A 20,285-nucleotide genomic window follows, 5' to 3' on the forward strand; every position below is an offset into this window, starting at 1 on the left:
TTGCCCTTCGGATGACATGAGGTCATCCAAAGTGAAAAGCAGCGATGGCTTCGCCACTGGCGGAACAGGAAGGAGCGCCACGACATGTCGGACCAGTTTGGAACACGGGCCAGAGATTGGGCCGCGGCCCATCAGAGGCAGACCTTTGTGACAGGAAAGGCAGTCCCGCCTTCGCATCGGGAAAAGGCCCCACTGATTTCACGTAATTTTCCCCACCGCTGAAGGCAGAACTATCTGCACCCTGCCAGCCCATTTTGGGCACCCGACCACGGCGCAAAGACCGGGCGGGACCGTCGCAAAAGAAAGGAACGCCAAATGGCACTTTTTGAAATCGTCACCATGACCGACGACAGCGGCATGAGCCGCGTTGTGACCGATGACCTTGCCGCATGGGTCGATGACATGGGCACCGAAATCACCGGGACCGAGACCCGCACGAACCTGCGGACCGAATTGCAGGGCCAGCCCAAGATTGCCGGTTTCCTTGGCCCCTTCTGGGGCGGCCTGTCCCAGACCGGCGATGCCATCATCCGCTATGAGGATGAAGGCACCTATTCGGCACTGAGCCAGTGAGGGAGCCGCAGATGACCCGTTTTTCTGTCGTGCAGATCGACATGCACCCCGCCCCCTATGTCGCAGCGACGGGCAGCGCACGGAGTGCCCAAATCCTGGCCCGCCTTGTGCGGGAGCGTTGCCCCGGAAACGCGTTTGGCATCCGCGAAGGCGCGGCCTTTGGCGGGCCGAAAAGCAATGGTTTCATTCGCGATTGCGCCCGATCCTTGGAGGTTCAGCGGATCGCAGCGGAAGAACTGTTTGCGGAAGCCAACGAGAACCCCGACCAGCTGGTGAAGTGGCACGTCTATTTCTACGACGCCGGGACCGGGAAATTCCGTTTCACCGTGAACGCCTATCTGGATCACGATTTGCCCGTTCGGGCCAAGTGTGAAGCCGACCCCGAACTTGTCGGGCGCACGGTCGTCTATGGCGATCCGCCCGCGATGGAGACTCTTTACCTGATGCTCGATGCCTTTGCGGCAAAGCAGGAGGCAACGGCATGAGCGGGTTTTCCTTCAACGGTTTTGTGGCGGGGGATACCCCCGCCACCTTCACCGACTTTCGCGTGTCGCCGGTCAGGATGATCCGCGAGGGCACGGATGCGGAAGCCATCGAGGTTTGCAGCCCTGCAGGCCGGGCTTTCTGGTCGATCTATGGCGACACCGGCGCAGGCTGGCGGCTTGTCCATGACGCCGAGGCCGACGATGCGGGCCTTGCCTTGGCCGCTTTGTCCGAGAACACAGCAGCCCGGTTCGAGTATGCCGACCTTGAGACTGTCACTGTCGCCGGGACGCTGGCCGATCTTGCCGACCGTCTGGCCGAACACATCCACGACGAAATTCCCGGATACGACAACCCGGAGGATTTTCGCGGTAACGACTTCGACGCGCACCCGCTGTCCGAGCTGCGCGAGCAAATCCTTGAAGCCATCGAGAACGAGGCAGCAGCATGAACACCCGCACCACCTTCAGCGCCGGCGCACTGGTCGCACCGATGAACATCATGAGCATTTGCGCCGCCCGTGAGGCCGCGCTGACCCAGATGCAGGACGCCATCGGCACCCTGTCGGACGGCTACAGCCGGGCACTGGACGCGGCCGAGACGGCCAAGGGCGCTACCGCGGGACATTCCTGCTACCTGCACTACAGCGACAACGAAGCCGTGAAATCGGACCTGTTTTCCGCCTTCGATCCTGTTGCCGTCCTGGCCCGGTACAAGCGCACCCTCGATGCCGCAATCTGGCTGCGGATCGTTGAGGAAAGCCGTCTCAAGGAAATCATGGACCGCACCGAGCGGGACCAGCTGGACAAGCAGATGGGGGCGGATGACATGCCCGAGCCGACGCTTGAGAACATCCGCGCCACCTTGGAACGCCTGACCCTCGATGCAGACCTGATTTTCATGCGGGGCGTGGCCCGCGCCTTTTCCGAACTGGACCCGGCTTTCAAGAGCCATGACGCCTTCAAGATCGGCAAACGCATGATCTTCACATGGGTTTTCGATGATGGCGGCTACTGGTCCTATTCCGGCAGGGGCGAACAGATGCGACGCACCTTGGCGGACGTCGAGCGGGTGTTTTCGCAACTGTCCGGGCAGCGGAGCTACGGCGATCTTGAGGGCGCGATCAATGCCGCCCGGCGCGGCGGATGGGGCGCGCGGCAAACCGAGATCGAGACCGAGTATTTCACGGCCCGATGCTTCAAGAACGGCAACCTGCACCTGTGGGTCAAGGATGCGGACCTGCTGCGGAAGGTCAATCAGGTCCTGGCGAGCTATTACGGCGAAGTGCTGGCCGATGCCGCCGGGGCCGACGAGCAGCCCGCCGACTTCCGCACCGGAACTGCCGTTGCCAAGGATCTTGCCTTCTACCCGACGCCTGCGGCGACGGTCGAAGAATTGCTTTCTGATCTGCCGATCAAGGCGGGCACCCGTGTTCTGGAGCCAAGCGCCGGTATCGGCGCCATCGTCCGGCCCGTCTTGAAGATGGGCGCGACCGTGGACGCTATCGAAATCCACCCTGACCGGGCGGCGGCATTGCGGGGCATGGCCCACCCTGCGCTCAAGGTTCATTGCGCAAATTTCCTAAAGGTCACGCCTGCGCCGGTCTATGACCTGATCCTGATGAATCCGCCGTTTTCGGGCACGCATTTTATGGATCACGTCAAACACGCATGGGACTTCCTTGCGCCGGGCGGCGAGCTGCGCGCGATCCTGCCCGCGTCCGCCGAGGTCGGATCGACCGCCAAGCATGAGCGGTTCCGGGCATGGGCAGCACAGCATTCCCCGCGCGGCTATCGGTGCCACCAGTGGCGCGACCTGCCGCCCGAGAGCTTCGCCAGCGTGGGAGTCCGCATCAATACCGTGGTGCTGACCCTTCAGAAGTGCTAGGCAAAACCTACTCCTTTTTGCGACGGAGTGACTTAGGCCCCGCTTCGGCGGGGCCATTTTTCTTTAGTTACCGTTGTATATTAGCCAAAGGGAAATTTATTATAACTGCTCCTTCGGGTCAATTTGAATGTTTATGTCTATAAGTTGCTGATTAAGAAAATCTTTTATAATTTGTTTAGAGTTACAATTGCACTCAATGTCCAAATTATAGAAATCCGATTGAGTAAGAGGCTGCAGTTGCTTTTTGCCATCTATAACTTTTAATAGAAGGAATATACTGCCGTTGTCATCATCATATCTTGAAGTAGTCTTGTAATTCCATCCCACGCGCATTAATGCGCCAAAGCCATCTGGTATTTCAAACATTCCTGTTGAACATGTCGCACCTTTATTGGGCGGTAGGTCAATTAACTCTACATGTTCTTCGTCTTCAGAAACGAGATAAGTAGGGAGGCCCAATATTATGGCTTGGCAGCTTATATTAATGTTCTTTGCTGGTGTGGCTCCATAGTTTCGGATGCACGCTACAAATTCGATAAGCCCACCAGGATGGGCGATTACCTCAGCGTCATCGTATGATAACCATGCTCGCGTTTGTAAGTTTCCAATGTGTTTTTGGCTATCAGCCATATCCCTAGTTGCTTGTAGTGTTTTATTTACTAAGTAAACAGCGTACCCACTAATAGCTGCTGCGATTGCTGACACTAGTATAGACGCCCATTCATGAGATAGTTTATCCGCCTCGCCTAGAAACATTGCTAAGATAAACCCAACAAAAAATGCTGTGAATACTGCCAAGACTAGTCTTGCGAACTCTTGTTTATGAAGAATATTATTATCTGGCTTTGCCATATAGTGCCTTCCTATACAATCCACATGCAGCGCATAGCGATCCTAAACTCCAAGATCAAAGAAGGTGCCTTGTGTGGTAGGTCTGTTGATATTGAAATGCGTTTCTAGAGACGTTTTTTGTAGTCGAGGAAAAAATATCACTTTTTGACCTCTATCTGCCTTTTGAGTACGATCTGCTAGAAATACTCACAAGCTTTCGGGCGTCCCCTTCGGGCCGCGCCCCCGGTTCCGGCCGGCAAGACCGGCCTCCACCCGAGCTGGTCGGGGCGATGCGCCCGGCTGCGCTGCACGGTTGAATGTCTCGTCCCGAGCCATCCCCCCGCACACCGGTCCTGGGCGCCCTGCCCCGCCCATCTCGTCCCTGACGGGCGGGACCGCTGACGCAGGGCGCACCCGGTTGTCCAGTCGCGTGCAGGGAACGACCTTGGGAGTGAAGGCGCGGGACCGCAGCAGGCCCGCGCGAGACGTCAAGGATTGAGCAAGGGCCTGTGGGCAACCGGGTGCGGCTTGCGGCAGCTGCGGCACAGAGCCACCGCGGCCTCTTTCAGAATAGCGAGATCCCCGCGCCGAGCGCGGCGATCGAGACGCAGGGGGGATTTGGACAAGCCAAACGCCCCCTGCCTTTGTTGGGCCAGGCGCTGCGCGCCTGTCCGTCAGGGGACCGCCGGTCCCCCACCGCAACGGGAAAATGCTGCACGTCCTGCGGGGCCGTGTCCTCGCGCTTCGCGCTGCGGGCCGCACCACCCCCTTGTCCGCTGGATTTTCCCATTGCGGCGGTTCCCCCCCTGCCCTCGCCGGGAGGCAAGGGTTCAGGAGAGGGGCGCGCTTCGCGCTTCCTCGCCTGACCCCTCGCCCATTTTGGGCACCCGACCACGGCGCAAAGACCGGGCGGGATCGTCGCAAAAGAAAGGAAAGCCAAATGGCTAAATCGTTCGACCTCTACCAGCACGTCACCGACAGCATCATTGCCAGCATCGAGTCCGGCACCCCCGCATGGCGCAAGCCTTGGACCGGCGAGAAGGGCGGCGCACCGTTCCCGCTGCGCAGCAACGGCGAACCCTATTCCGGCATCAATGTCCTGATGCTGTGGCTTGCCGCCGACTCCAAAGGCTATCGCGCCCCGTTCTGGTTCACCTATCGCCAAGCGCAAGAAGCGGGCGGACAGGTCCGCAAGGGCGAGAAATGCGCCACGGTTGTCAAATACGGGACGTTTGACCGCGAGGATAAAGAGACCGGCGAGGAACGCCGCCTGCCCTACCTGAAATCTTACAGCGTGTTCAACGCCGAGCAGATCGAGGGGCTGGCCCCGGAATACTATGGCACCCCCGCCGAAGCCGCGCGCGATCTTGGGACCGAACCCGACCCGGCGCTTGATGCTTTCTTTGCCGCGACCGGGGCCGAAATTCGTACCAGCGATGAACCGCAAGCCTACTACGACCCCGCCGCCGACCATATCCATATGCCCCCGATTGCCACCTTTCACGATGCGGCAGGCTATTATGGGACGCTGGCGCATGAGGCTTGCCATAATGCCGAGGTTCGGATTATGCCGCGCCGATCTGCTAGACTTATTGGATTGCGGTTAGGCCGGCGCGGCGTGTCGGCATAATTCAGAGTCCTTCGAGGAATGCCAAGAGTTCGTCACTCGGTCGATATCGTCCGCCCGTGCTGTCGACCGGTTTCGTCAATGCCATCGCTTTTTCCTTCAGTTCGATATCAGCATGGATGTAGACCTGCGTCGTCTCGACTGATTCATGGCCCAGCCAGAGAGCAATAATTGTTCGGTCCACGCCACTCTGTAGAAGCTGCATTGCTGCGGTATGGCGCAAGACGTGCGGCGTAACGCGTTTCGATCTGAACGTCGAACTAGTCAAAGCGGCGGTACCTGAGTGCTTCCGAACTATCCGTTCAACCGCGTCTCGGCTCAACCGTGCGCCCCGAATTGTTGCGAACAGGGGGTTGCTCGGGGCGGCGTTAATTTGGGAAACCCAAGCTCTTAAAGCATCCCGACTATCCGCCCGGAGGGGCGTGGCGCGTTCTTTTCGGCCCTTGCCCATGCATCTGAGATGCGCTCCGGTGCCGAGATCGACGTCGCCGACGCATAGGTCGATTACCTCTGATACGCGCAAGCCCGTCTGTAGCATAGTGAGGAGCAACACCCGATCGCGCCGCCCAAACCAAGTCGTCTGGTCAGGTGCCTTCAGTAAGACCTCCATCTCGTCACGGCTCAGGAAGTCCACGACGCGTTTTGTGTGACGTTTGGACGGCATCGCCAGCACCTTCTGGCAATGATGCAGCAACTGGGGTTCACAGCCCGCGACATATTTGAAGAACGAACGGATCGCTGCTAGGCGAGTGTTCCGGCTTCGCGCGCTGTTGCCGCGGTCATCCTCGCAGAACGTCAAGAACCGTCCGATGATCTCGGCATCGATGTGGGCCACATGCAGTTCAGTCGGTGGCAACCTGGTCTCTGCTGTTGCGTATTTCAGCAGAAGCCGGAAAGTGTCGCGATAGCTGGCGATCGTGTTTGGGCTGGCCTGCATCTGGGTCAACAGCCGCTCGGTGAAGAACCGCTGCACGTAGATGGGCAATGGATAGGTTGCAATCATGACGCGCCCTCCAGTACACGTTTTTCGGCCCGCGCCGCCGCCAACTGCATCAGCTCGGGCACGGCTTCGATATACCAGAACGTGTTCTTTGGCTCGGAATGGCCGAGATAGGTGCTGAGTTTGTACATTTCGGCCTCAATGTCCCGACCATCGCGGAACCAATCCAAGATGGTGTAGACGGCAAATGTGTGCCGCAAGTCATGGATGCGCGGTCCATCGCCGTGTCGGTTGAAGGCTTGCGGCGAACGAAGGCCTATGTTTCTGCTGACTTGCGCAAAGTTGTAGCGTGCCCCGCAATCTCCCGCCGGTTCGCCATCTTCTTTGATGAAGAACGCCGACGACTGGTGCGCTACCAGCCGATCCCGCAGCTTGGCATAATGGGCGAGCCGATGGGCGGTATCACCGTTGACGGGCAACTGCCGATCCTTACCATTCTTCGTGTTTCTGAGCGTCAGGACGGCATGGTCAAGATCCACGTCCTGCCGGCTCAGAGACAGAGCTTCATTCACCCGCATGCCCGTTACAGCTATCAAACCGAACAGGGTCTGCCACAAAGCGGCCCGAAGGCCGTAGGGCGAAGGCAGTCGCCCGGCTTCGTCGACAATGGCTACGATTTGACTGGGCGCATAGATGTAGGGGACGCGCCTTCGGTATCGGCCGATGACGAGTTGGCTGGACGGGACTTCGGTCCGATCGTCGTGCTCTGCAAGCCAAAAGGCAAACTGGCGCACCATGCCGAGGCGATGAGACCATGTGTTGTTGTCCGCACTGCCGTAGCTTGCCTTCCAATCAAGGAACAACTGCGTCGAGATGATCTGGAACCCGTTGTCATTGGCAAAGCTGACGAACTTGCGGAGGACCCGTTCCTCAAAGGACAAATCAAATCCCATCGAACGCCGAAGGGCGAGATATTGATCAAGTCGTTGAGACAGCTTCTTCATTTCACTTCCTCCGCCGTTGGCCAAGGACGTGAAATCGAGCGCAAGGCATCGACATCATGTTGCGCATATATTGTCGTGTTCTTCGCAGACCGGTGTCGCAGCACATCCCCGATCTCGGCAAGCGACGCGCCTTTTCGCAGCATGTCGGTGGCCAAGCTGTGCCGCAGAATGTGCGTGCCAATATAGGCTTGCGGCGGACTGATGCCGGTCGCATCATAGGCATCCCGCAAAATCCAGCGCAGAATTTGTGCGTCCTTGAACCTCTTGAACGGCGGCTTTACTGACACGAACAGCGCGCGATCCGGCCCCCGGCGCTCATTCTTGATGTAATCGACAATCGCCTCACCAATCTCCGCTGACATCGGCATTTGATCATGCAATTGCCACTTGCCACGGATTAGGATTTTACCACCACGCCAGTCGATATCGTCTAATTCTATCGCCGTTACCTCCGGAGGGCGAAGGCCCAGCCGAGCGACCAGCATCAGCATTGCATAATTGCGTCGGCCCGTTTTCTTCTGGCCGCGCACCACCTCGATGAGCCGGTTGACCTGTCCCGGCTCCAGATACCTCGGAATGCCTGTCGGCTTCGGCTGCCGAGACTTAGGCACGGCGTTGCTTAGGTTTCGCTCCGTCTTTCCACTCCAAAACAGGAACTGAAACAGGTTGCGCAGATGGGACGGGCCGGTTTTGTCACGTGGCGCATATTGCGCCTCTCGCATTCGAAGGATGAACCCGGTGATGTCGTCAGGCTTGACGCTGTTGAGATCTCCCAAACCGGTGCCGAACTTCGCGTTTAGGAACCGGTCATAGAACCGCAGGCAGTGGTAGATTGTGTCCTCGGAAAGGCCGCGCTGAACCCGCAAGTACGCTTCGTACTCCCTTTTAAGCACTGCCCTTGGTGACATGTCGAGCGGCGGTATGGCGCGCGCTGGAGCGGCCGCATTCTCGATCAGGTAATCCCTGAACCGATTAAGTCGGTATAAGCAATGGCTCTTGTCTTTAGCCGACGCGGCATCGACGATTGCACGCGCAAGCTGGTCCATAAGCTCATCAGTTAAGTCAGCTGGGGTGACTTTTGCAGATACCAATGCCTCTCTGAGAGCTTGTGCATTCGACCTGTATTTCGCAATTGATCCCTTGCCGTACCCTTCAGATTCGATGCGTTCGGCGAAGTGGGCAACGTGGTTGATCGGATTTGGGCGAGATCGGTTCGCGCGAGAAGTTTTCGTTTTCATAAACTTGTCCTTCAGTTGGTTGAAGGTTGTACTTATGCCAGATCACCAAAGCGGACGCTCACGGGACAAGGATAGATCGACACTATTGGGACAATCCGGACATTCCCAGTGATACCCGACTTCGCACCCTTATGCGGTTTCGTAGCGATCTGCCCCGCGCCACGGTAATCATTCTGGCCAAAACGCAGAGAAGAACGCCGCCGAGATCGCGAAAATGGCAGCGATCGAGGCAGCATCTCTGATGTCTCAAGAATCGACTGCGAGATGGGCGCCAAGGGCTGCAAGATATCGACTTCGTTTGGTCATGATCGTTCGCGACTTTGATTCTCGGCCCCAAGGGGCTGGCAACTCGAGGTATCGGCAATCTCGCTAGATCAGGCTTCTGATCGTCGGACCCATACTCTTGTCGGGATGGATTAGAAGCGTGGGGATTCCTAATTGCTCGGCGCCGTTGATGTCAGTTTCAGGATTATCGCCGACCATGATCGCCTCGTCGGGCGACGCATTCCGCAGACCGCGAAGGAAAAGCGGCGCGGCTGGCTTACCGATGAAGGGGATCGCGAGGCCGGGGCGGCAGGCCCGGAGCAGCCCAGCGACTGCACCCGTTTCGATGGCCGGACCCGCAGCGCCGGGATGCGTCAGATCGGGGTTGGCTGCGACTATCGGAACACCTTGTGTGATCTGGACTAGCACGGATTCCAGTTCCGCCAGCGTCGTGTCGGGTGCACGGCACAGCACGATCAGATCCGGCCGCTCCGACGTAAGGTGCAGACCCAGCGTCTCGGCCCGGTCGCGCATCGCATCCGTGGCGATCAGCCGGATGCGGGCGTCGGGATAAGCCGTTTGCACATGAAGCAGGGTTTGTTCTCCGGCCAGGAAAATCTGCGTCGCCGGCACCTCGATGCCGATCCGGGCCAAGCGGTCCGACAGGCCCGTTGCCGTATCGGTCGAGTTGTTGGAGACAAGCGCCAACCTGTCGCGCACCGCATCAACGAACGCGGCGGCCCCGTCGATCGTCTGCCCCCCTCGGATCAGGCAGCCGTCGATGTCGCACAGGATGCGCCGCGCACCTGCGACCAGAGCACGGTGATCATCGGCATTCGTCACAGGTCGATGAATCCTTCGTGCCGCATTGCCGTGGAGTAATCCTCGGACAGGTCGCCCTCGGGGGCCATCAGCGGAAATGTCGGCGCGCGCGAAGCGAATTCGTGCATATGGACCACGACGCGGTCGGCATCGGCCAGCACAACGCCATAGGCAGGCTGGGCCAGATCGCCCTGTATCACGTCGCTGGACAGGTCCAATGCAACCTGATGGTTCAGCCCGCGCATGCACGAGAATGAAAGCCCGCGCCAGTTGCCGAAGATCGCCCGGTGGACGTGGCCGAAGAACAGGTGCCGGATGCGGTGGGTGTGCGGTGCGATGACGGCGTGGAACGCCTCGGCGTCCTGCATGCGGATGTCGTCCATCGCGCGGATGCCCACGTCGAAGGGAGGGTGGTGCATGAACAGAAGGACCGGACCCTCGCTGCCCGCAAGCTGCCGTTGCAGCCAGTCCAGCCGCGCAGGGCAATAGCCGCCTGCATGGGTGCCGTCCACCCGGGTATCGAGAAACAGGCACAGCCCGGCCTCGGTCTGCCGCGCGGACTGGACGAAGCCGTTTTCGTCGCGCGGTATGGCCGGAAAGACGGCGGCAAAGGACGGTGTGTCGTCATGGTTGCCGACCATCAGCACGAGCGGCGTCTTCAGCCCTGCGATGGCGCGGGTAAAGGCGGCGTAGGCGTCGGCGTCGCCCCAATGGGTCAGATCACCCGTAACGACGGTGAAGTCGGCATCGGCGTGATCGCGGTTTATGCTCTCGACCGCAAGCGCGAGGCGGCGGGACGGGTCGGCCCCGAACAGGCGGCGACCGCCGCCGATCACGTGGGTGTCGGTCAGGTGGATGAATTTCATCATGTCTCTCCGGGATGCCGGTCACGCAGGCGCGCGACCCGCGGGTTCGGGATCAGTGCGGCAGAAGCTCCGCAACCTCATCCACCAGTTCCTGCTGCAGTTCTTCCATGTCGGGCTGCTCGCCCGTCACCAGGCGCTCCAGCCCGTCATAGATGACCTGCGTGATCGCAAGGCCGTTCGCGCCCGGATAGGCTTGCCATTCGCGCATCAGCGGCAGCTGCTCCACCGCCGATGCCTTCTCGGGGTAGCGGTCATAGAAATCGGCAAGGATCAGCTCGTTCGCGGCGCGGTTGGGCGGCATGTAGCCCGTGGTGCGCGCCACATCGGCTGCCCCTTCGCCCGAGGTCAGAAACTTGATCCATTCCCATGCCGCCGCCCGCACCGCCGGATCGTCCGAGGTCGAGGTCATCATCGCCGCATTCCCGCCCGCGGGCAGGCCCAGAGGGGCGCCGTCGATGCCGGGGAAGGATGCCGTCGTGAATGCCAGATCCGCGTTCCCACGCGAGATACGCCCGACATAGGAGGTCGAGGAGAAGAGCATCGGAATCTCTCCGGAGGTGAAGGAGGTGATCGCTTCCTCGACCGACAGGTTCTTCATGCCGCATTCGTTTACGATCTTCTGGATCGTCTGCAAGGCAACCAGTGCCTCGGGGCTGTCCAGCGTCATTGCGTTGCCTTCGACGATGGGCTTGTCCTGCGACCACATCAGCGCCTGGAACAGCCAGTTGCCGGTGATCTGCCAATCCCAAAAGATCGGATTCTCGTAGCCCGCCTCGCGCAATGTTCCGCAAGCGGCGATCACTTCGTCCCATGTAGCGGGAAAGCCGTCGATCCCGGCATCCTGCATCATCGCAGTGTTGTAGAACCCGACGGGAAGCGAGACCGAGAAGGGCAGGCCATACACCTGATCGTCGAAGGTCGAAAGTTGCAGCATCGCAGGGTGATAGCCTTCGACCTCGAAATCGGCCTCCTTGGCGATGAACGGGTCCAGCGGCTGGGCGATGTCATTTTCTACTAGGATCTGCTGGCGGTTCAGACCCTGCATCGTCACGTCCGGCAGGTTGCCCGACACGGCCTCGCGTAGGATGGTGTTCGACGCATCCTCGTATTCCTCATAGGAGGCGCGGAACTTCACCTCGATGTTCGGATGCGCCTCTTGGAAGCGGGGCAGGATCGCCTCATAGGTGACGTCGAAGATCGCGGAGTAAGGGTAGACGAATTCGATTGTCACCTTGTCCTGCGCATGGACCGTGGTGGCCGAGAGCATCAGCCCGGCAAGAAGGAAAAGGCGTTTCATTTTAGTCTCCGGGTGGGGGGTCATTTCATTCCCGAAAGCGCGATGCCTTCGATGAAGCGGCGCTGCGCCAAAAGGAACGCGGCGATGAGGGGGATGACGATGATGGTCGCGGTGGCCATCATCGGGCCATAAAGGCTGCCGTCGGCGCCGGCCTGAAACTCGCGCAGGCCCAGCGGCGGGGTGAACAGATCACGATCGCCCGTGATGACGATGCGCGGCCAGAAATAATCGTTCCAATGCGCAGTGATGGAAAAGATGGCAAAGGCGATCAGCGCGGGGATCGCGGTTGGCAGCATCACGCGCCAGACGATGGCGAATTCGCCCATTCCATCCATCCGCGCGGCATCGACCAGATCGTCGGGCACGCTTTGGAAGAACTGGCGCATGAGGAAGATGCCGAAGGCCGAAATGGTCCACGGGATCACCAGCGCGGCATAGCTGTTGGTCAGCCCCAGCTTCGCCAGCCCCAGATAGAGCGGCAGCGCCACCGCGTTCACCGGGATCAGCAGGCAGAACAGCACCAGTGCAAATGCCGCATCCCGGCCCCAGAACCGCAATTTTGTCAGCGCATAGGCGGCGGGCAGTGCCACGATGACCTGTATCACAAAGATCGACACGGTCACGATCAGCCCGTTCAGCAGGTATCTCAGCAAGGGCGCCTCGGTGAAGGCCTTGGTGTAGTTGAAAACGGCGGGGCGGGTGGTGCATGCAGCCTCGCGGCCCTGCTCCAACTGCGCCATGATCGCGTCATCGGTTTGGCCGGGACTAGCGGCGCGGGCAGCATCCATCGCGGCGCGGTCGGGCTGGCTGCGGGCCATGCACATCGTGTCCAGCATCGGGGCCTGCGCGCCGAACAGCCCGCCGGTGCCGGTCTCGATTTCGGACGGGGATTTCAGCGAATAGCTGAGCATGACGGCAAAGGGTGCCAGCACGACAAAGCCGCCGATCAGCAGCACCAGATGTTTCAGGATTTGGGTCATGAATCAGGCCCTCCGTTCCGTGAGGCGGCGTTGCAGCAGCGTCAGCGCCATGACAGAGATCAGGAACAACACGGTGATCGCCGCGCCGATGCCGACAAGGTTCTGCACGATCCCCTTTTCATAGATGGCGAACATCATCAGATAGACCGACTTTGACGGCCCCCCGCCGGGCGAAAACAGCACCTCTACCGTGTCGAAGGTCTGGAAGGCGCGGATGAAGGTGGTGATCAGCACAAAGGTCGTGGTGGGGCGCAGCGCAGGCCATGTGACCAGCCGGAACCGCTCCCACCCCGATCTTGCGCCGTCCATCTCCGCCGCGCCGTAAAGCTCGCGCGAGACGCCGGACAGGCCCGCCAGATACAGCACCATGTTGAACCCGAAGCCCTGCCAGACGCCGATGAAACAGGTGACCCAGATCGCATAGTTTCGGTCGCCCAGCCAAAGCGGCATCTGATCGGGGCAGACCCCTTCGGGCAGCACGCCGCAGACCGCCAGGAGGCTGCGGTTCACCACGCCGATGGTCGGGTGCAGCATCATCTGCCACACGATCGTCATTGCCAGAAGCGTTGCCATGACCGGCAGGAAATAGACCGATTTGTAGAACGCCGCCCCGCGTGACAAGGACTGGATTAGCAGCGCGGCGCCAAGGCCCAGACCGATCGATGCTGGCACCACCACCGCAACGTATGTCGCCGTGGCGACCAGCATCTTCTCATAGGTGGAACTCCCGAAGATGCGGGCGTAATTTTCCAGCCCCACCCATGTCAGCCCTGCCGCGCCCAGCGAATAGTCGGTGAAGCTGAGAACCACCGCCGCAAGGATCGGCAGGATCAGGATCACCAGCATCAGCGCCAGCGCGGGCGCACCCAATAGGAAAGCGATACGCCCTTGGGTCATGCGAAAACTTGCGCGGTCACGTTCCGGCAGCGTCCGCCCATCGCGTCGAAAATCAGCGCGCGGCCGGGATCGAAACCGATGCCCACCGCATCCCCGACGACAGCTTGGGCGGACGTTCGCAGCACAAGGCAGTCGGGAAGCTCGGGCACCGCGATCTGGACCACGAATTCATGGCCCATATTCTCCACATGCGCGACCTTGCCGCGCAGCTTGGCACTGCTTTCGGTCAGAAACAGCGCCTCGGGGCGCAGAGCCAACCGCAAGGTGGCGCGGCCCGTATGGCGCAGTGGCAAGGGGCAGCCGGGGATGGAGATGCGGCCATCCTTATCCGCCTCGGCGGGAATGACGTTGATACGCGGCGAGCCCACAAACTCCGCCACCCGCAGATCACAGGGATCGGCATAGATTTGGGCGGGCGTGTCGCATTGCAGGATCTCGCCCCCCATCATCACGGCGATGCGGTCGGACATGGTCATCGCCTCGACCTGATCGTGGGTGACGTAGATGAACGTCGCGCCCAGCTTGCGATGAAGCTCGGTGATCTCGGTCCGGGTGTGGGCGCGCAGCTTGGCGTCGAGGTTCGACAACGGCTCGTCCAGCAGGAAAGCCGCCGGATCGCGCACCAGCGCACGGGCCAGAGCCACGCGCTGGCGCTGCCCGCCGGACATCTCGCCCGGGCGGCGATCCAGCAGCGGGCCGATCTCCAGCATCTCGGCGGCGCGCTGCACATCGGCGGCAATGGACCGCGCCGCCGCACCGCCCATGAAGCCCCCGACCAGCGGCAGACGCTGCCAGCGGTTCAGACGGCGCATCCGCAGCGGCACGGCGATATTCTCGGCCACGGTCAGATGCGGGTAGAGGGCATAGGACTGGAACACCATCGACAGGTTGCGGTCCGCCGCCCGCATGCCCGATACGGACACGCCGTCCAGCAGCACCTCGCCCGCCGTTGCACCCTCCAGCCCGGCGATGATCCGCAGCAGCGTGGACTTGCCGCATCCCGATGGCCCGACAAGCGAGACGAACTCGCCCTCGGCAATGTCCAGATCGATGCCGCGCAGGATTTCGGCGTCCTTGAAGGATTTCTGAATACCCCTGAGTGTTACCGTCGCCACGATGAAGTCCTTTCGCTGTCGTGGCGGGCATAGGCGATGCAGTTGTAACTTTTATGACATGATATAAATTTAGGTTATGCTTCGACATCGCTTGGAGCCGCCATGAAACGCCCCACCGCCAGCCAGATACGCGCATTCAACGAGGTTGCCGCGACAGGCAGCTTTTCCCGCGCGGCTAAGGCGTTGGCGGTGTCGCAACCCGCGATCACCGCGCAGGTTCGCGCACTGGAGGAGGCGCATGACGTGCGCCTGTTCGACCGGGTAGGCACGGGCGCGGAACTGACGGCGATCGGGGAAAGGCTTTACCGCCACACCCGTCAGATGCGTGACACGGAAAAGGAAGCGGCGGTGATTCTCCACTCCGCCCGCACGCTGACCATTGGCGAGCTAGTCATCGCAGCTGGCGCACCGGGGCCAGCCATGTCGCTGATCGCGGCCTTTCGCGCGCATTATCCCGGTGTCCGACTGGCGATGCATTTCGGCAACTGGCAGCATGTCGTGAATGCGGTCAGGGACAGGAAATGCGATCTTGGCATACTGACCGAAGCGCCGCAGGCGGACGACATCTTTCGCGAGGCGCTGTTCGAGCAGTCGCTGGTGGCCCTGATCCCCGAGGGCCATCCCCTGTCCCGCCGGCAGGAGGTGAGCCTGAGCGAATTGATGGATCACCCGCTTCTGTTCCGCAGCGGGCAATCTCAGACCCAGAAGCGCCTGAACGGCGTTCTAACTAAATCGGGCCTCCGGCCGCAGCCCCTCCTCTGGCTGGAATCGCGCGAAGCGATTTACGAAGCTTGCGCGCAAGGCATCGGCATTGGCTTTATGTTCGACGCCGCCTCGACGCGTGCCGATCGCGTGTGCCGCGTAAAGATACGCGAGATCACCGATTTCTTTCCCGAATATGCCTTTTGCCTTCGATCTAACCAGAGCCTTCGCCCAGTCGAGGCATTCCTAAACCTCGCTCGCGACATGCAGTCCCAAAGGGCGAACCATTTTGCAGGTTGATCAAAGTTCGTCCACGAATAATCAAGTGAGAACTGTTCGGATTGATCCCTATCTCGTCCGAAGGCCCTAGTGTATTTGGTTACGGTTCCAACGCTAGGACCCGAATGACCGCAAAGGGCTCTCAACACCTTTCGCCGCGTTGAGTTCGAACGGCTGCTGTTTGTCGCCAACGTTTTTATGCCGACACGCCGCGCCGGTCTAACCGCAACCCAACAGGTCCGGCAGATCGGCGCGGCATAATCCGAACCTCGGCATTATGCGTGTTATGCCGACCTCGGCATAAGACGCACTGGACCGGACACAGCACCCGCCTTGACCGCTTTTCCCGTTTTACAGATCGCAAGGCTTATGCGTTCGAGGAACTGATTGCCGAAATCGGCAACTGCATGGTCTGCGCGCAGCTTGGCCTGACCCCCGATTTTGCACAATCCGGGGCTTATCTGAAAAGCTGGCTGCGCGCCTTGAACGACGACAAGCGCCTGATCTTCAAAGCCGCCAGCGAGGCCCAGAAAGCCGCCGACCTGCTGACCAAGCAGCAGCACGTCGAAGAAGAAAGGGCAGCCGCGTGAGCGGCCCCCTGCCTGAGCTGTCGTGCCGCAAATGCGGCACGACCAATCCCCCGGTCTATCTGGCCCCTGTCACGGTCGGGGGAGCCGGAACCTGCATCTGCATCGGTTGTGCGGAGGCGCGTGGTTGGCTGGACCGGGACGGGAACGTGAAAAAGAGGATCGCGCTGTGACCTACGAAATCCGCGACCATCCGGACGACCTACCCATTCCGTGCGCCACGTTGACGGAGGCGGAGCGGCGCGGCAGACGCCGTGCCGACCGGATCGGATCGCCCGTTCTGATCTATGAGATAGATAGCCAAGGTGGCGAGAGGTTTGTGGGGGTCTGCTGACCCCCCTGCCCTACCCTTCTGCCCTGGCGCGCAGGGAGAATGTCGGGCGGGCGCGCTGGCAGCTTCGCCACCAGCGCGCCCGCCCGAGGCTTCGCCTTACATCGCAGCGCGGCAAGCCGCGCCATATGATCCTTGTGCGTTTCACGCAGACGCCGCCTGGCGGCGGCTTTGGGCGGCAGCTGCGCCGCCGCGGGTGCATGAGGAAAGGTGCCGCTTTACAGGATGGATTTGACCACAGCCCACTCACGTCCCTTCGCTCTATGGGGGCCGTTCCGTTCGCGGTCTGCAAGCCCGTGGCCCAGGGCGGGCCACGGATGGACAAATCCAACTTGGTCAGACAGGCGATGCCGGAGGAAAGACAGAAGCTCCAAAGGGGGGCTTTGGGTCAGCTTTACTCGGCTGCCCCGCAAGATACCGGGAAAGGTGTTCCGGTATCTATTTTGTAGGTTTGATTACCAGCAGTCAGTTCAATTTTAGCACTACTACGGAAGGCCTTTACAAGATTTTCCCAGCCTGCCGCATCCTTCGCGGATACGCCGCCATTGACCGCTTGAGCAGTGAAAGTGCCAGCATCTGTCTTCAAGGCCATATCGCCCTCATAGGCGATGCCATTGAATGCAACCTCTGCGGAAAATATCGGCGGAATAAATGCGCCATTCGGATCACATATGACCTGAAGGTCAACCGTTCCGGTTTCATGGTCATAAATCTCAAGGCCACGAAAATCGGTTTGATGGTTCCAGGCAAATGCCGGTCCGGCCGCAAGGCCGAAAATGCTAACAGCCACAAGAATCTTCATTCGTAAAATTCCTTGATGGTCGTATCCAACGCTGAAAACCATGCTGGTTCGATCTGGCCAAGGATAAGCGCCGATTTTGGCGCCTTACTACCATTTTTCACGGTGGCGGCAATTTCCCGGACAGTTTTCTGCTCAATCTTTGTCGTGACCCGATGGCTCCATTCTGCGCCACCACTGGCCTCTGTCGATTGCGGGACATAGCGAGGTTCAATCGCTATTTCAGGCATGTTGGCATAAGCCGCTTTCAGGACCGTCGCGCGGGGAATGCCATTGGCTTCAAGTCTCTCAAGCGCATCGGCATGTCGCTGTAGCACGCGCAGGCGAAGCGAATAGGGTGATCCCGGCTTTGATCCGGCCCGTTGCGGAACGACGAGGCTGGCCAGCCTATTTGAGGGCATGCGCGGTTTCTCTTTCGTTGTTTTGTCTGGTTCACGTTGAACGTCCAAGGGATTCCGTTCAGGTGCTTTTGAAGGTTCGGTTGGCTCTGACTGGCTCGTATCTTCGCGGCTCGTGTGAACCGTGGGTTCCACTGCAGCCGGTGTTGCTGCGGACTTGGCCTTGAAGCTCTCGATCGCATCCTCACTGATCGTTCCAAGCTGAGGGCGGCCCTGTCCTGATGTGACCGTCTTGCCAAAGCCTGTCGCGTCGGGACGCAATGTCTTTATTCTTTCACGCGCCATGGGTCTGCTCCATTTTGGAACCTTCAATGATATTGTTCATCAGGTCGATTGCGTGAGCCAGGGCGCTTTCGTAGTGAAGCGCCTGCCCTTTGTCGCTCCATTGTCCATTGCGACACCGTTCCATGATGCCGCCCAATAATCCCTGTTCATCCATTTCCCGATATTGCGGTCTTTCAGGAACCATCGTGACCAGCGGATTGAACTCTGACACGATCTCGTAATGCCGCTCGAAATCACGACCGGTTATTTCCTTGGGCTTGGGCATGTCTCGTTTATGACGGACCATGACCGGTGGAACGCGCGTCAGAACCACTTGCAACGGGGGGAGCTGATCCGGAGAAGCGACACGCTTCTTCAGGTCATCATACCAATCAATCGTCTCGCGTGTGCGGTCCCGATCTGGGTTCGCATTCGTGCATGGCACCACGATGCGATCCACGACACCGGCAAGGTCATCTGCCCATTCAGCGCCCTCTCCTTTCGTGTCGATTATGATAAAATCAACAGCATCATCGTGCTTGGCCACAATGTCATAAAGATCCTCGGCAACGACTGTAGACCGGACCATGATCTTTTCGTCGTAGTGGCCTTTGCTTTCAGCTCGCGTCCACCATTTGAGAATGTCTTCTGCGGGATCGAGGTCAATCACGAGGCATTTTTTTTTGGAATGAGCGACAGCCGATGCCAGCAACTTCGTGAGGGTTGATTTGCCAGCACCGCCTTTGCGATTCATGAGTCCTATGACAATGGCCATGACGTCTCCCGCACTGTGTTAGGTTGAGCGCGACGTGTGTCTGCGCAGTTTGTCAGTCGTATTCTCGTTCATTGCGTTGCTCCATCACTCTGTCAAGCATCACTCAAGCCTTCCTTCACGCGTAAATGCTATCATTGTGTCCGTCTGGCATGCGCGCAGTCAGCAATAATGGCATAAATTACTACTGTCATACATGCTCATCGTTTGTTTGTCAAAAATTCAAGCATACACGCGTACAGTTTGTCATAATGTCATTCATTTTGACAGTTTGTCAGTAATTCTGTCGTTCAGAAGGTATGTCATTAGGTTTGTCATTCGGTAAATCATTGATATGACATGCTGTCTGTCATGCCTGCTGATTGTCTGTATGACATTTCATGTTCGGGCGTTTTCAAGGTCCGACAGAAAAGCGCCCTTTGCGGAGACCTCTCTTTTTTGCTCTTACAGGGGGGTCTTTCTTTATCCGCTACCACGCCTCAGAAAATCCTCTTCTGCCCCCTCAGCGGCGCTCTCCGTGCCTCTGAGGCTGTCCCTTGGCTGCATGCTCCGCTGCACCCTCGGTCCAGGCACCGGCGACGAGCCGCCGGTAAATTAAATTCCACCCTCGCCCAAAAGCCGAATTCCTTGACAGTCTTCGTCTTTTGGGCGAGGGTGGAATGATTGATTGGCAAGAAATGCAACCGTAATTTTTTACACTTTAGACATGGCTGGAAGAACGAAGAAGATCACGCCCGCCGACGAGAAAAAGATCGTCGCATCCGTCCGTGCTGGCGTGCCTGTGGCCGTGCTGGCGAAGACCTATGGCGTGACACGGCCGACCATTTACCGCGCCGTTCGCAGCTTCCACGACAAGGCCAAAGTTTCTGATACGAACACCGCGCCCGTGTCATTCACGGTGAACCGGGACAGCCTTCTCGCTTTCGATGCGTTCACGGGGCGGCTTGGTTTGAAGAGCCGAGCCGATGCCTTGCGCCGGGTGTGTTGCGTTCCAGCCGGGTTTCTAGAGCCTGATCCGGACCTGGCCGATGCCCTGCGCGACGTGGCGCGGGAGCTTTCGGCCATCGGTCGGAACGTGAACCAGCTGGTCGCCACCAAGAACTACGAGGTCCGGCGTGGCGAGAGGCTGAAGCTGAGCAAGTCGCAGCAGCAGGTTCTCAGCGATCTTCTCGATCACATTGACCGTGTGTCCACCCAGGTCCGGGAGATGGAAGGCAAGCGCGCCTCGGAGACGGTCCGCCGCTTCGTGGCCGGGATGAAGGGGGCGGGCGATGGGGCGGACTAGTTCTGTCGCCGGTGTCTCCACCCGGCTTTTCGAGGAGGGTTGGG

22 protein-coding genes are annotated in these 20,285 nt (G+C 59.5%); 9 read left to right on the forward strand and 13 right to left on the reverse strand.

Going from position 1 to position 20,285, the window contains the following annotated elements; translation table 11 throughout:
* Positions 1 to 315: 315 nt before the first annotated feature.
* The 4 genes from FHD67_RS13995 (at position 316) to FHD67_RS14010 (ending at position 2,943) form a co-directional block, all read left to right on the forward strand.
* Positions 316 to 573, forward strand: a complete 258-nt coding sequence (locus FHD67_RS13995; RefSeq protein ID WP_139085637.1) for a hypothetical protein — start codon at positions 316 to 318, stop codon at positions 571 to 573.
* Between the two features lie 11 nt (positions 574 to 584).
* Entirely contained in the window at positions 585 to 1,058 is a 474-nt protein-coding gene (locus FHD67_RS14000; RefSeq protein WP_139599051.1) for a hypothetical protein, read from the forward strand.
* A complete protein-coding gene (locus tag FHD67_RS14005) occupies positions 1,055 to 1,507 on the forward strand; it encodes a hypothetical protein (RefSeq protein WP_139599052.1) in 453 nt (150 codons plus the stop codon). The genes FHD67_RS14000 and FHD67_RS14005 overlap by 4 nt, the downstream gene beginning before the upstream one ends.
* 89 nt (positions 1,508 to 1,596) lie before the next feature.
* On the forward strand, positions 1,597 to 2,943 hold the full coding sequence (locus FHD67_RS14010; RefSeq protein WP_176695134.1) for a DUF4942 domain-containing protein: 1,347 nt from the start codon (positions 1,597 to 1,599) through the stop codon (positions 2,941 to 2,943).
* A gap of 99 nt (positions 2,944 to 3,042) precedes the next feature.
* Here the strand turns inward: FHD67_RS14010 and FHD67_RS14015 are convergent, their stop codons facing one another.
* Positions 3,043 to 3,795, reverse strand: coding sequence for a SoxR reducing system RseC family protein (locus tag FHD67_RS14015; RefSeq protein ID WP_139599054.1), 753 nt, complete (start codon positions 3,793 to 3,795; stop codon positions 3,043 to 3,045).
* Between the two features lie 919 nt (positions 3,796 to 4,714).
* On the opposite strand from FHD67_RS14015, the gene FHD67_RS14020 reads away from it, so the two are divergent.
* Positions 4,715 to 5,404: an ArdC family protein gene (locus tag FHD67_RS14020; protein WP_139599055.1), complete on the forward strand. Its 690-nt coding sequence runs from the start codon at positions 4,715 to 4,717 to the stop codon at positions 5,402 to 5,404.
* A gap of 1 nt (position 5,405) precedes the next feature.
* On the opposite strand, the gene FHD67_RS14025 is transcribed toward FHD67_RS14020, so the two are convergent.
* The 9 genes from FHD67_RS14025 to FHD67_RS14065 all read right to left on the reverse strand — a co-directional run bounded on the left by FHD67_RS14025 (position 5,406) and on the right by FHD67_RS14065 (position 14,824).
* Positions 5,406 to 6,404: a tyrosine-type recombinase/integrase gene (locus FHD67_RS14025; protein WP_139221778.1), complete on the reverse strand. Its 999-nt coding sequence runs from the start codon at positions 6,402 to 6,404 to the stop codon at positions 5,406 to 5,408.
* The gene (locus FHD67_RS14030) at positions 6,401 to 7,345 is read right to left on the reverse strand and encodes a tyrosine-type recombinase/integrase (RefSeq protein ID WP_036744082.1); all 945 of its coding nucleotides are present in this window, start codon (positions 7,343 to 7,345) and stop codon (positions 6,401 to 6,403) included. The genes FHD67_RS14025 and FHD67_RS14030 overlap by 4 nt, the downstream gene beginning before the upstream one ends.
* Positions 7,342 to 8,583, reverse strand: coding sequence for a tyrosine-type recombinase/integrase (locus FHD67_RS14035; protein ID WP_074948217.1), 1,242 nt, complete (start codon positions 8,581 to 8,583; stop codon positions 7,342 to 7,344). Before FHD67_RS14035 ends, FHD67_RS14030 begins: the two co-directional genes overlap by 4 nt.
* A gap of 369 nt (positions 8,584 to 8,952) precedes the next feature.
* Complete coding sequence (locus FHD67_RS14040; protein ID WP_010399470.1) at positions 8,953 to 9,690, reverse strand: HAD-IIA family hydrolase; 738 nt, start codon at positions 9,688 to 9,690, stop codon at positions 8,953 to 8,955.
* Positions 9,687 to 10,538 carry a phosphodiesterase gene (locus FHD67_RS14045; protein ID WP_010399468.1) on the reverse strand — a complete coding sequence of 284 codons (852 nt, stop codon included), beginning with the start codon at positions 10,536 to 10,538 and terminating at the stop codon, positions 9,687 to 9,689. The genes FHD67_RS14040 and FHD67_RS14045 overlap by 4 nt, the downstream gene beginning before the upstream one ends.
* A 49-nt stretch (positions 10,539 to 10,587) precedes the next feature.
* Positions 10,588 to 11,832, reverse strand: a complete 1,245-nt coding sequence (locus FHD67_RS14050; protein ID WP_010399465.1) for an ABC transporter substrate-binding protein — start codon at positions 11,830 to 11,832, stop codon at positions 10,588 to 10,590.
* A gap of 20 nt (positions 11,833 to 11,852) precedes the next feature.
* The gene (locus tag FHD67_RS14055) at positions 11,853 to 12,812 is read right to left on the reverse strand and encodes a carbohydrate ABC transporter permease (RefSeq protein ID WP_010399463.1); all 960 of its coding nucleotides are present in this window, start codon (positions 12,810 to 12,812) and stop codon (positions 11,853 to 11,855) included.
* A gap of 3 nt (positions 12,813 to 12,815) precedes the next feature.
* Positions 12,816 to 13,709 (reverse strand): carbohydrate ABC transporter permease, encoded by an 894-nt coding sequence (locus tag FHD67_RS14060; RefSeq protein ID WP_036744078.1) that lies wholly within the window; start codon positions 13,707 to 13,709, stop codon positions 12,816 to 12,818.
* Complete coding sequence (locus tag FHD67_RS14065; protein WP_036744076.1) at positions 13,706 to 14,824, reverse strand: ABC transporter ATP-binding protein; 1,119 nt, start codon at positions 14,822 to 14,824, stop codon at positions 13,706 to 13,708. Before FHD67_RS14065 ends, FHD67_RS14060 begins: the two co-directional genes overlap by 4 nt.
* Positions 14,825 to 14,926: 102 nt before the next feature.
* On the opposite strand from FHD67_RS14065, the gene FHD67_RS14070 reads away from it, so the two are divergent.
* From FHD67_RS14070 to FHD67_RS20485, 3 genes are all read left to right on the forward strand, one after another.
* Complete coding sequence (locus tag FHD67_RS14070) at positions 14,927 to 15,826, forward strand: LysR family transcriptional regulator (RefSeq protein ID WP_139599056.1); 900 nt, start codon at positions 14,927 to 14,929, stop codon at positions 15,824 to 15,826.
* Positions 15,827 to 16,086: 260 nt separating this feature from the next.
* Positions 16,087 to 16,395 (forward strand): zincin-like metallopeptidase domain-containing protein, encoded by a 309-nt coding sequence (locus FHD67_RS14075; RefSeq protein WP_246071302.1) that lies wholly within the window; start codon positions 16,087 to 16,089, stop codon positions 16,393 to 16,395.
* Positions 16,392 to 16,565 (forward strand): hypothetical protein, encoded by a 174-nt coding sequence (locus FHD67_RS20485; RefSeq protein WP_176695135.1) that lies wholly within the window; start codon positions 16,392 to 16,394, stop codon positions 16,563 to 16,565. Before FHD67_RS14075 ends, FHD67_RS20485 begins: the two co-directional genes overlap by 4 nt.
* A 552-nt stretch (positions 16,566 to 17,117) precedes the next feature.
* On the opposite strand, the gene FHD67_RS14080 is transcribed toward FHD67_RS20485, so the two are convergent.
* From FHD67_RS14080 to FHD67_RS14090, 3 genes are read right to left on the reverse strand one after another with little or no spacing between them, the layout of a single operon-like run.
* Complete coding sequence (locus tag FHD67_RS14080; RefSeq protein WP_139599058.1) at positions 17,118 to 17,525, reverse strand: hypothetical protein; 408 nt, start codon at positions 17,523 to 17,525, stop codon at positions 17,118 to 17,120.
* Complete coding sequence (locus FHD67_RS14085; RefSeq protein WP_139599059.1) at positions 17,522 to 18,205, reverse strand: hypothetical protein; 684 nt, start codon at positions 18,203 to 18,205, stop codon at positions 17,522 to 17,524. Before FHD67_RS14085 ends, FHD67_RS14080 begins: the two co-directional genes overlap by 4 nt.
* Positions 18,195 to 18,959, reverse strand: coding sequence for a ParA family protein (locus FHD67_RS14090; RefSeq protein ID WP_139599060.1), 765 nt, complete (start codon positions 18,957 to 18,959; stop codon positions 18,195 to 18,197). Before FHD67_RS14090 ends, FHD67_RS14085 begins: the two co-directional genes overlap by 11 nt.
* A gap of 664 nt (positions 18,960 to 19,623) precedes the next feature.
* Here FHD67_RS14090 and FHD67_RS14095 point away from each other — a divergent pair.
* Positions 19,624 to 20,241, forward strand: coding sequence for a helix-turn-helix domain-containing protein (locus FHD67_RS14095; protein ID WP_176695136.1), 618 nt, complete (start codon positions 19,624 to 19,626; stop codon positions 20,239 to 20,241).
* Positions 20,242 to 20,285: the final 44 nt, after the last annotated feature.

This window comes from Paracoccus haeundaensis (assembly GCF_006239215.1).
In the GTDB taxonomy this organism is placed as follows: domain Bacteria; phylum Pseudomonadota; class Alphaproteobacteria; order Rhodobacterales; family Rhodobacteraceae; genus Paracoccus; species Paracoccus marcusii.

Coding starts and splice junctions, on each gene's coding strand:
- FHD67_RS13995 (WP_139085637.1), top strand. CDS start 316: ATGGCACTTTTTGAAATCGTCACCATGACCGACGACAGCGGCATGAGC.
- FHD67_RS14000 (WP_139599051.1), top strand. CDS start 585: ATGACCCGTTTTTCTGTCGTGCAGATCGACATGCACCCCGCCCCCTAT.
- FHD67_RS14005 (WP_139599052.1), top strand. CDS start 1,055: ATGAGCGGGTTTTCCTTCAACGGTTTTGTGGCGGGGGATACCCCCGCC.
- FHD67_RS14010 (WP_176695134.1), top strand. CDS start 1,597: ATGCAGGACGCCATCGGCACCCTGTCGGACGGCTACAGCCGGGCACTG.
- FHD67_RS14015 (WP_139599054.1), bottom strand. CDS start 3,795: ATGGCAAAGCCAGATAATAATATTCTTCATAAACAAGAGTTCGCAAGA.
- FHD67_RS14020 (WP_139599055.1), top strand. CDS start 4,715: ATGGCTAAATCGTTCGACCTCTACCAGCACGTCACCGACAGCATCATT.
- FHD67_RS14025 (WP_139221778.1), bottom strand. CDS start 6,404: ATGATTGCAACCTATCCATTGCCCATCTACGTGCAGCGGTTCTTCACC.
- FHD67_RS14030 (WP_036744082.1), bottom strand. CDS start 7,345: ATGAAGAAGCTGTCTCAACGACTTGATCAATATCTCGCCCTTCGGCGT.
- FHD67_RS14035 (WP_074948217.1), bottom strand. CDS start 8,583: ATGAAAACGAAAACTTCTCGCGCGAACCGATCTCGCCCAAATCCGATC.
- FHD67_RS14045 (WP_010399468.1), bottom strand. CDS start 10,538: ATGATGAAATTCATCCACCTGACCGACACCCACGTGATCGGCGGCGGT.
- FHD67_RS14050 (WP_010399465.1), bottom strand. CDS start 11,832: ATGAAACGCCTTTTCCTTCTTGCCGGGCTGATGCTCTCGGCCACCACG.
- FHD67_RS14055 (WP_010399463.1), bottom strand. CDS start 12,812: ATGACCCAAATCCTGAAACATCTGGTGCTGCTGATCGGCGGCTTTGTC.
- FHD67_RS14060 (WP_036744078.1), bottom strand. CDS start 13,709: ATGACCCAAGGGCGTATCGCTTTCCTATTGGGTGCGCCCGCGCTGGCG.
- FHD67_RS14070 (WP_139599056.1), top strand. CDS start 14,927: ATGAAACGCCCCACCGCCAGCCAGATACGCGCATTCAACGAGGTTGCC.
- FHD67_RS14080 (WP_139599058.1), bottom strand. CDS start 17,525: ATGAAGATTCTTGTGGCTGTTAGCATTTTCGGCCTTGCGGCCGGACCG.
- FHD67_RS14085 (WP_139599059.1), bottom strand. CDS start 18,205: ATGGCGCGTGAAAGAATAAAGACATTGCGTCCCGACGCGACAGGCTTT.
- FHD67_RS14090 (WP_139599060.1), bottom strand. CDS start 18,959: ATGGCCATTGTCATAGGACTCATGAATCGCAAAGGCGGTGCTGGCAAA.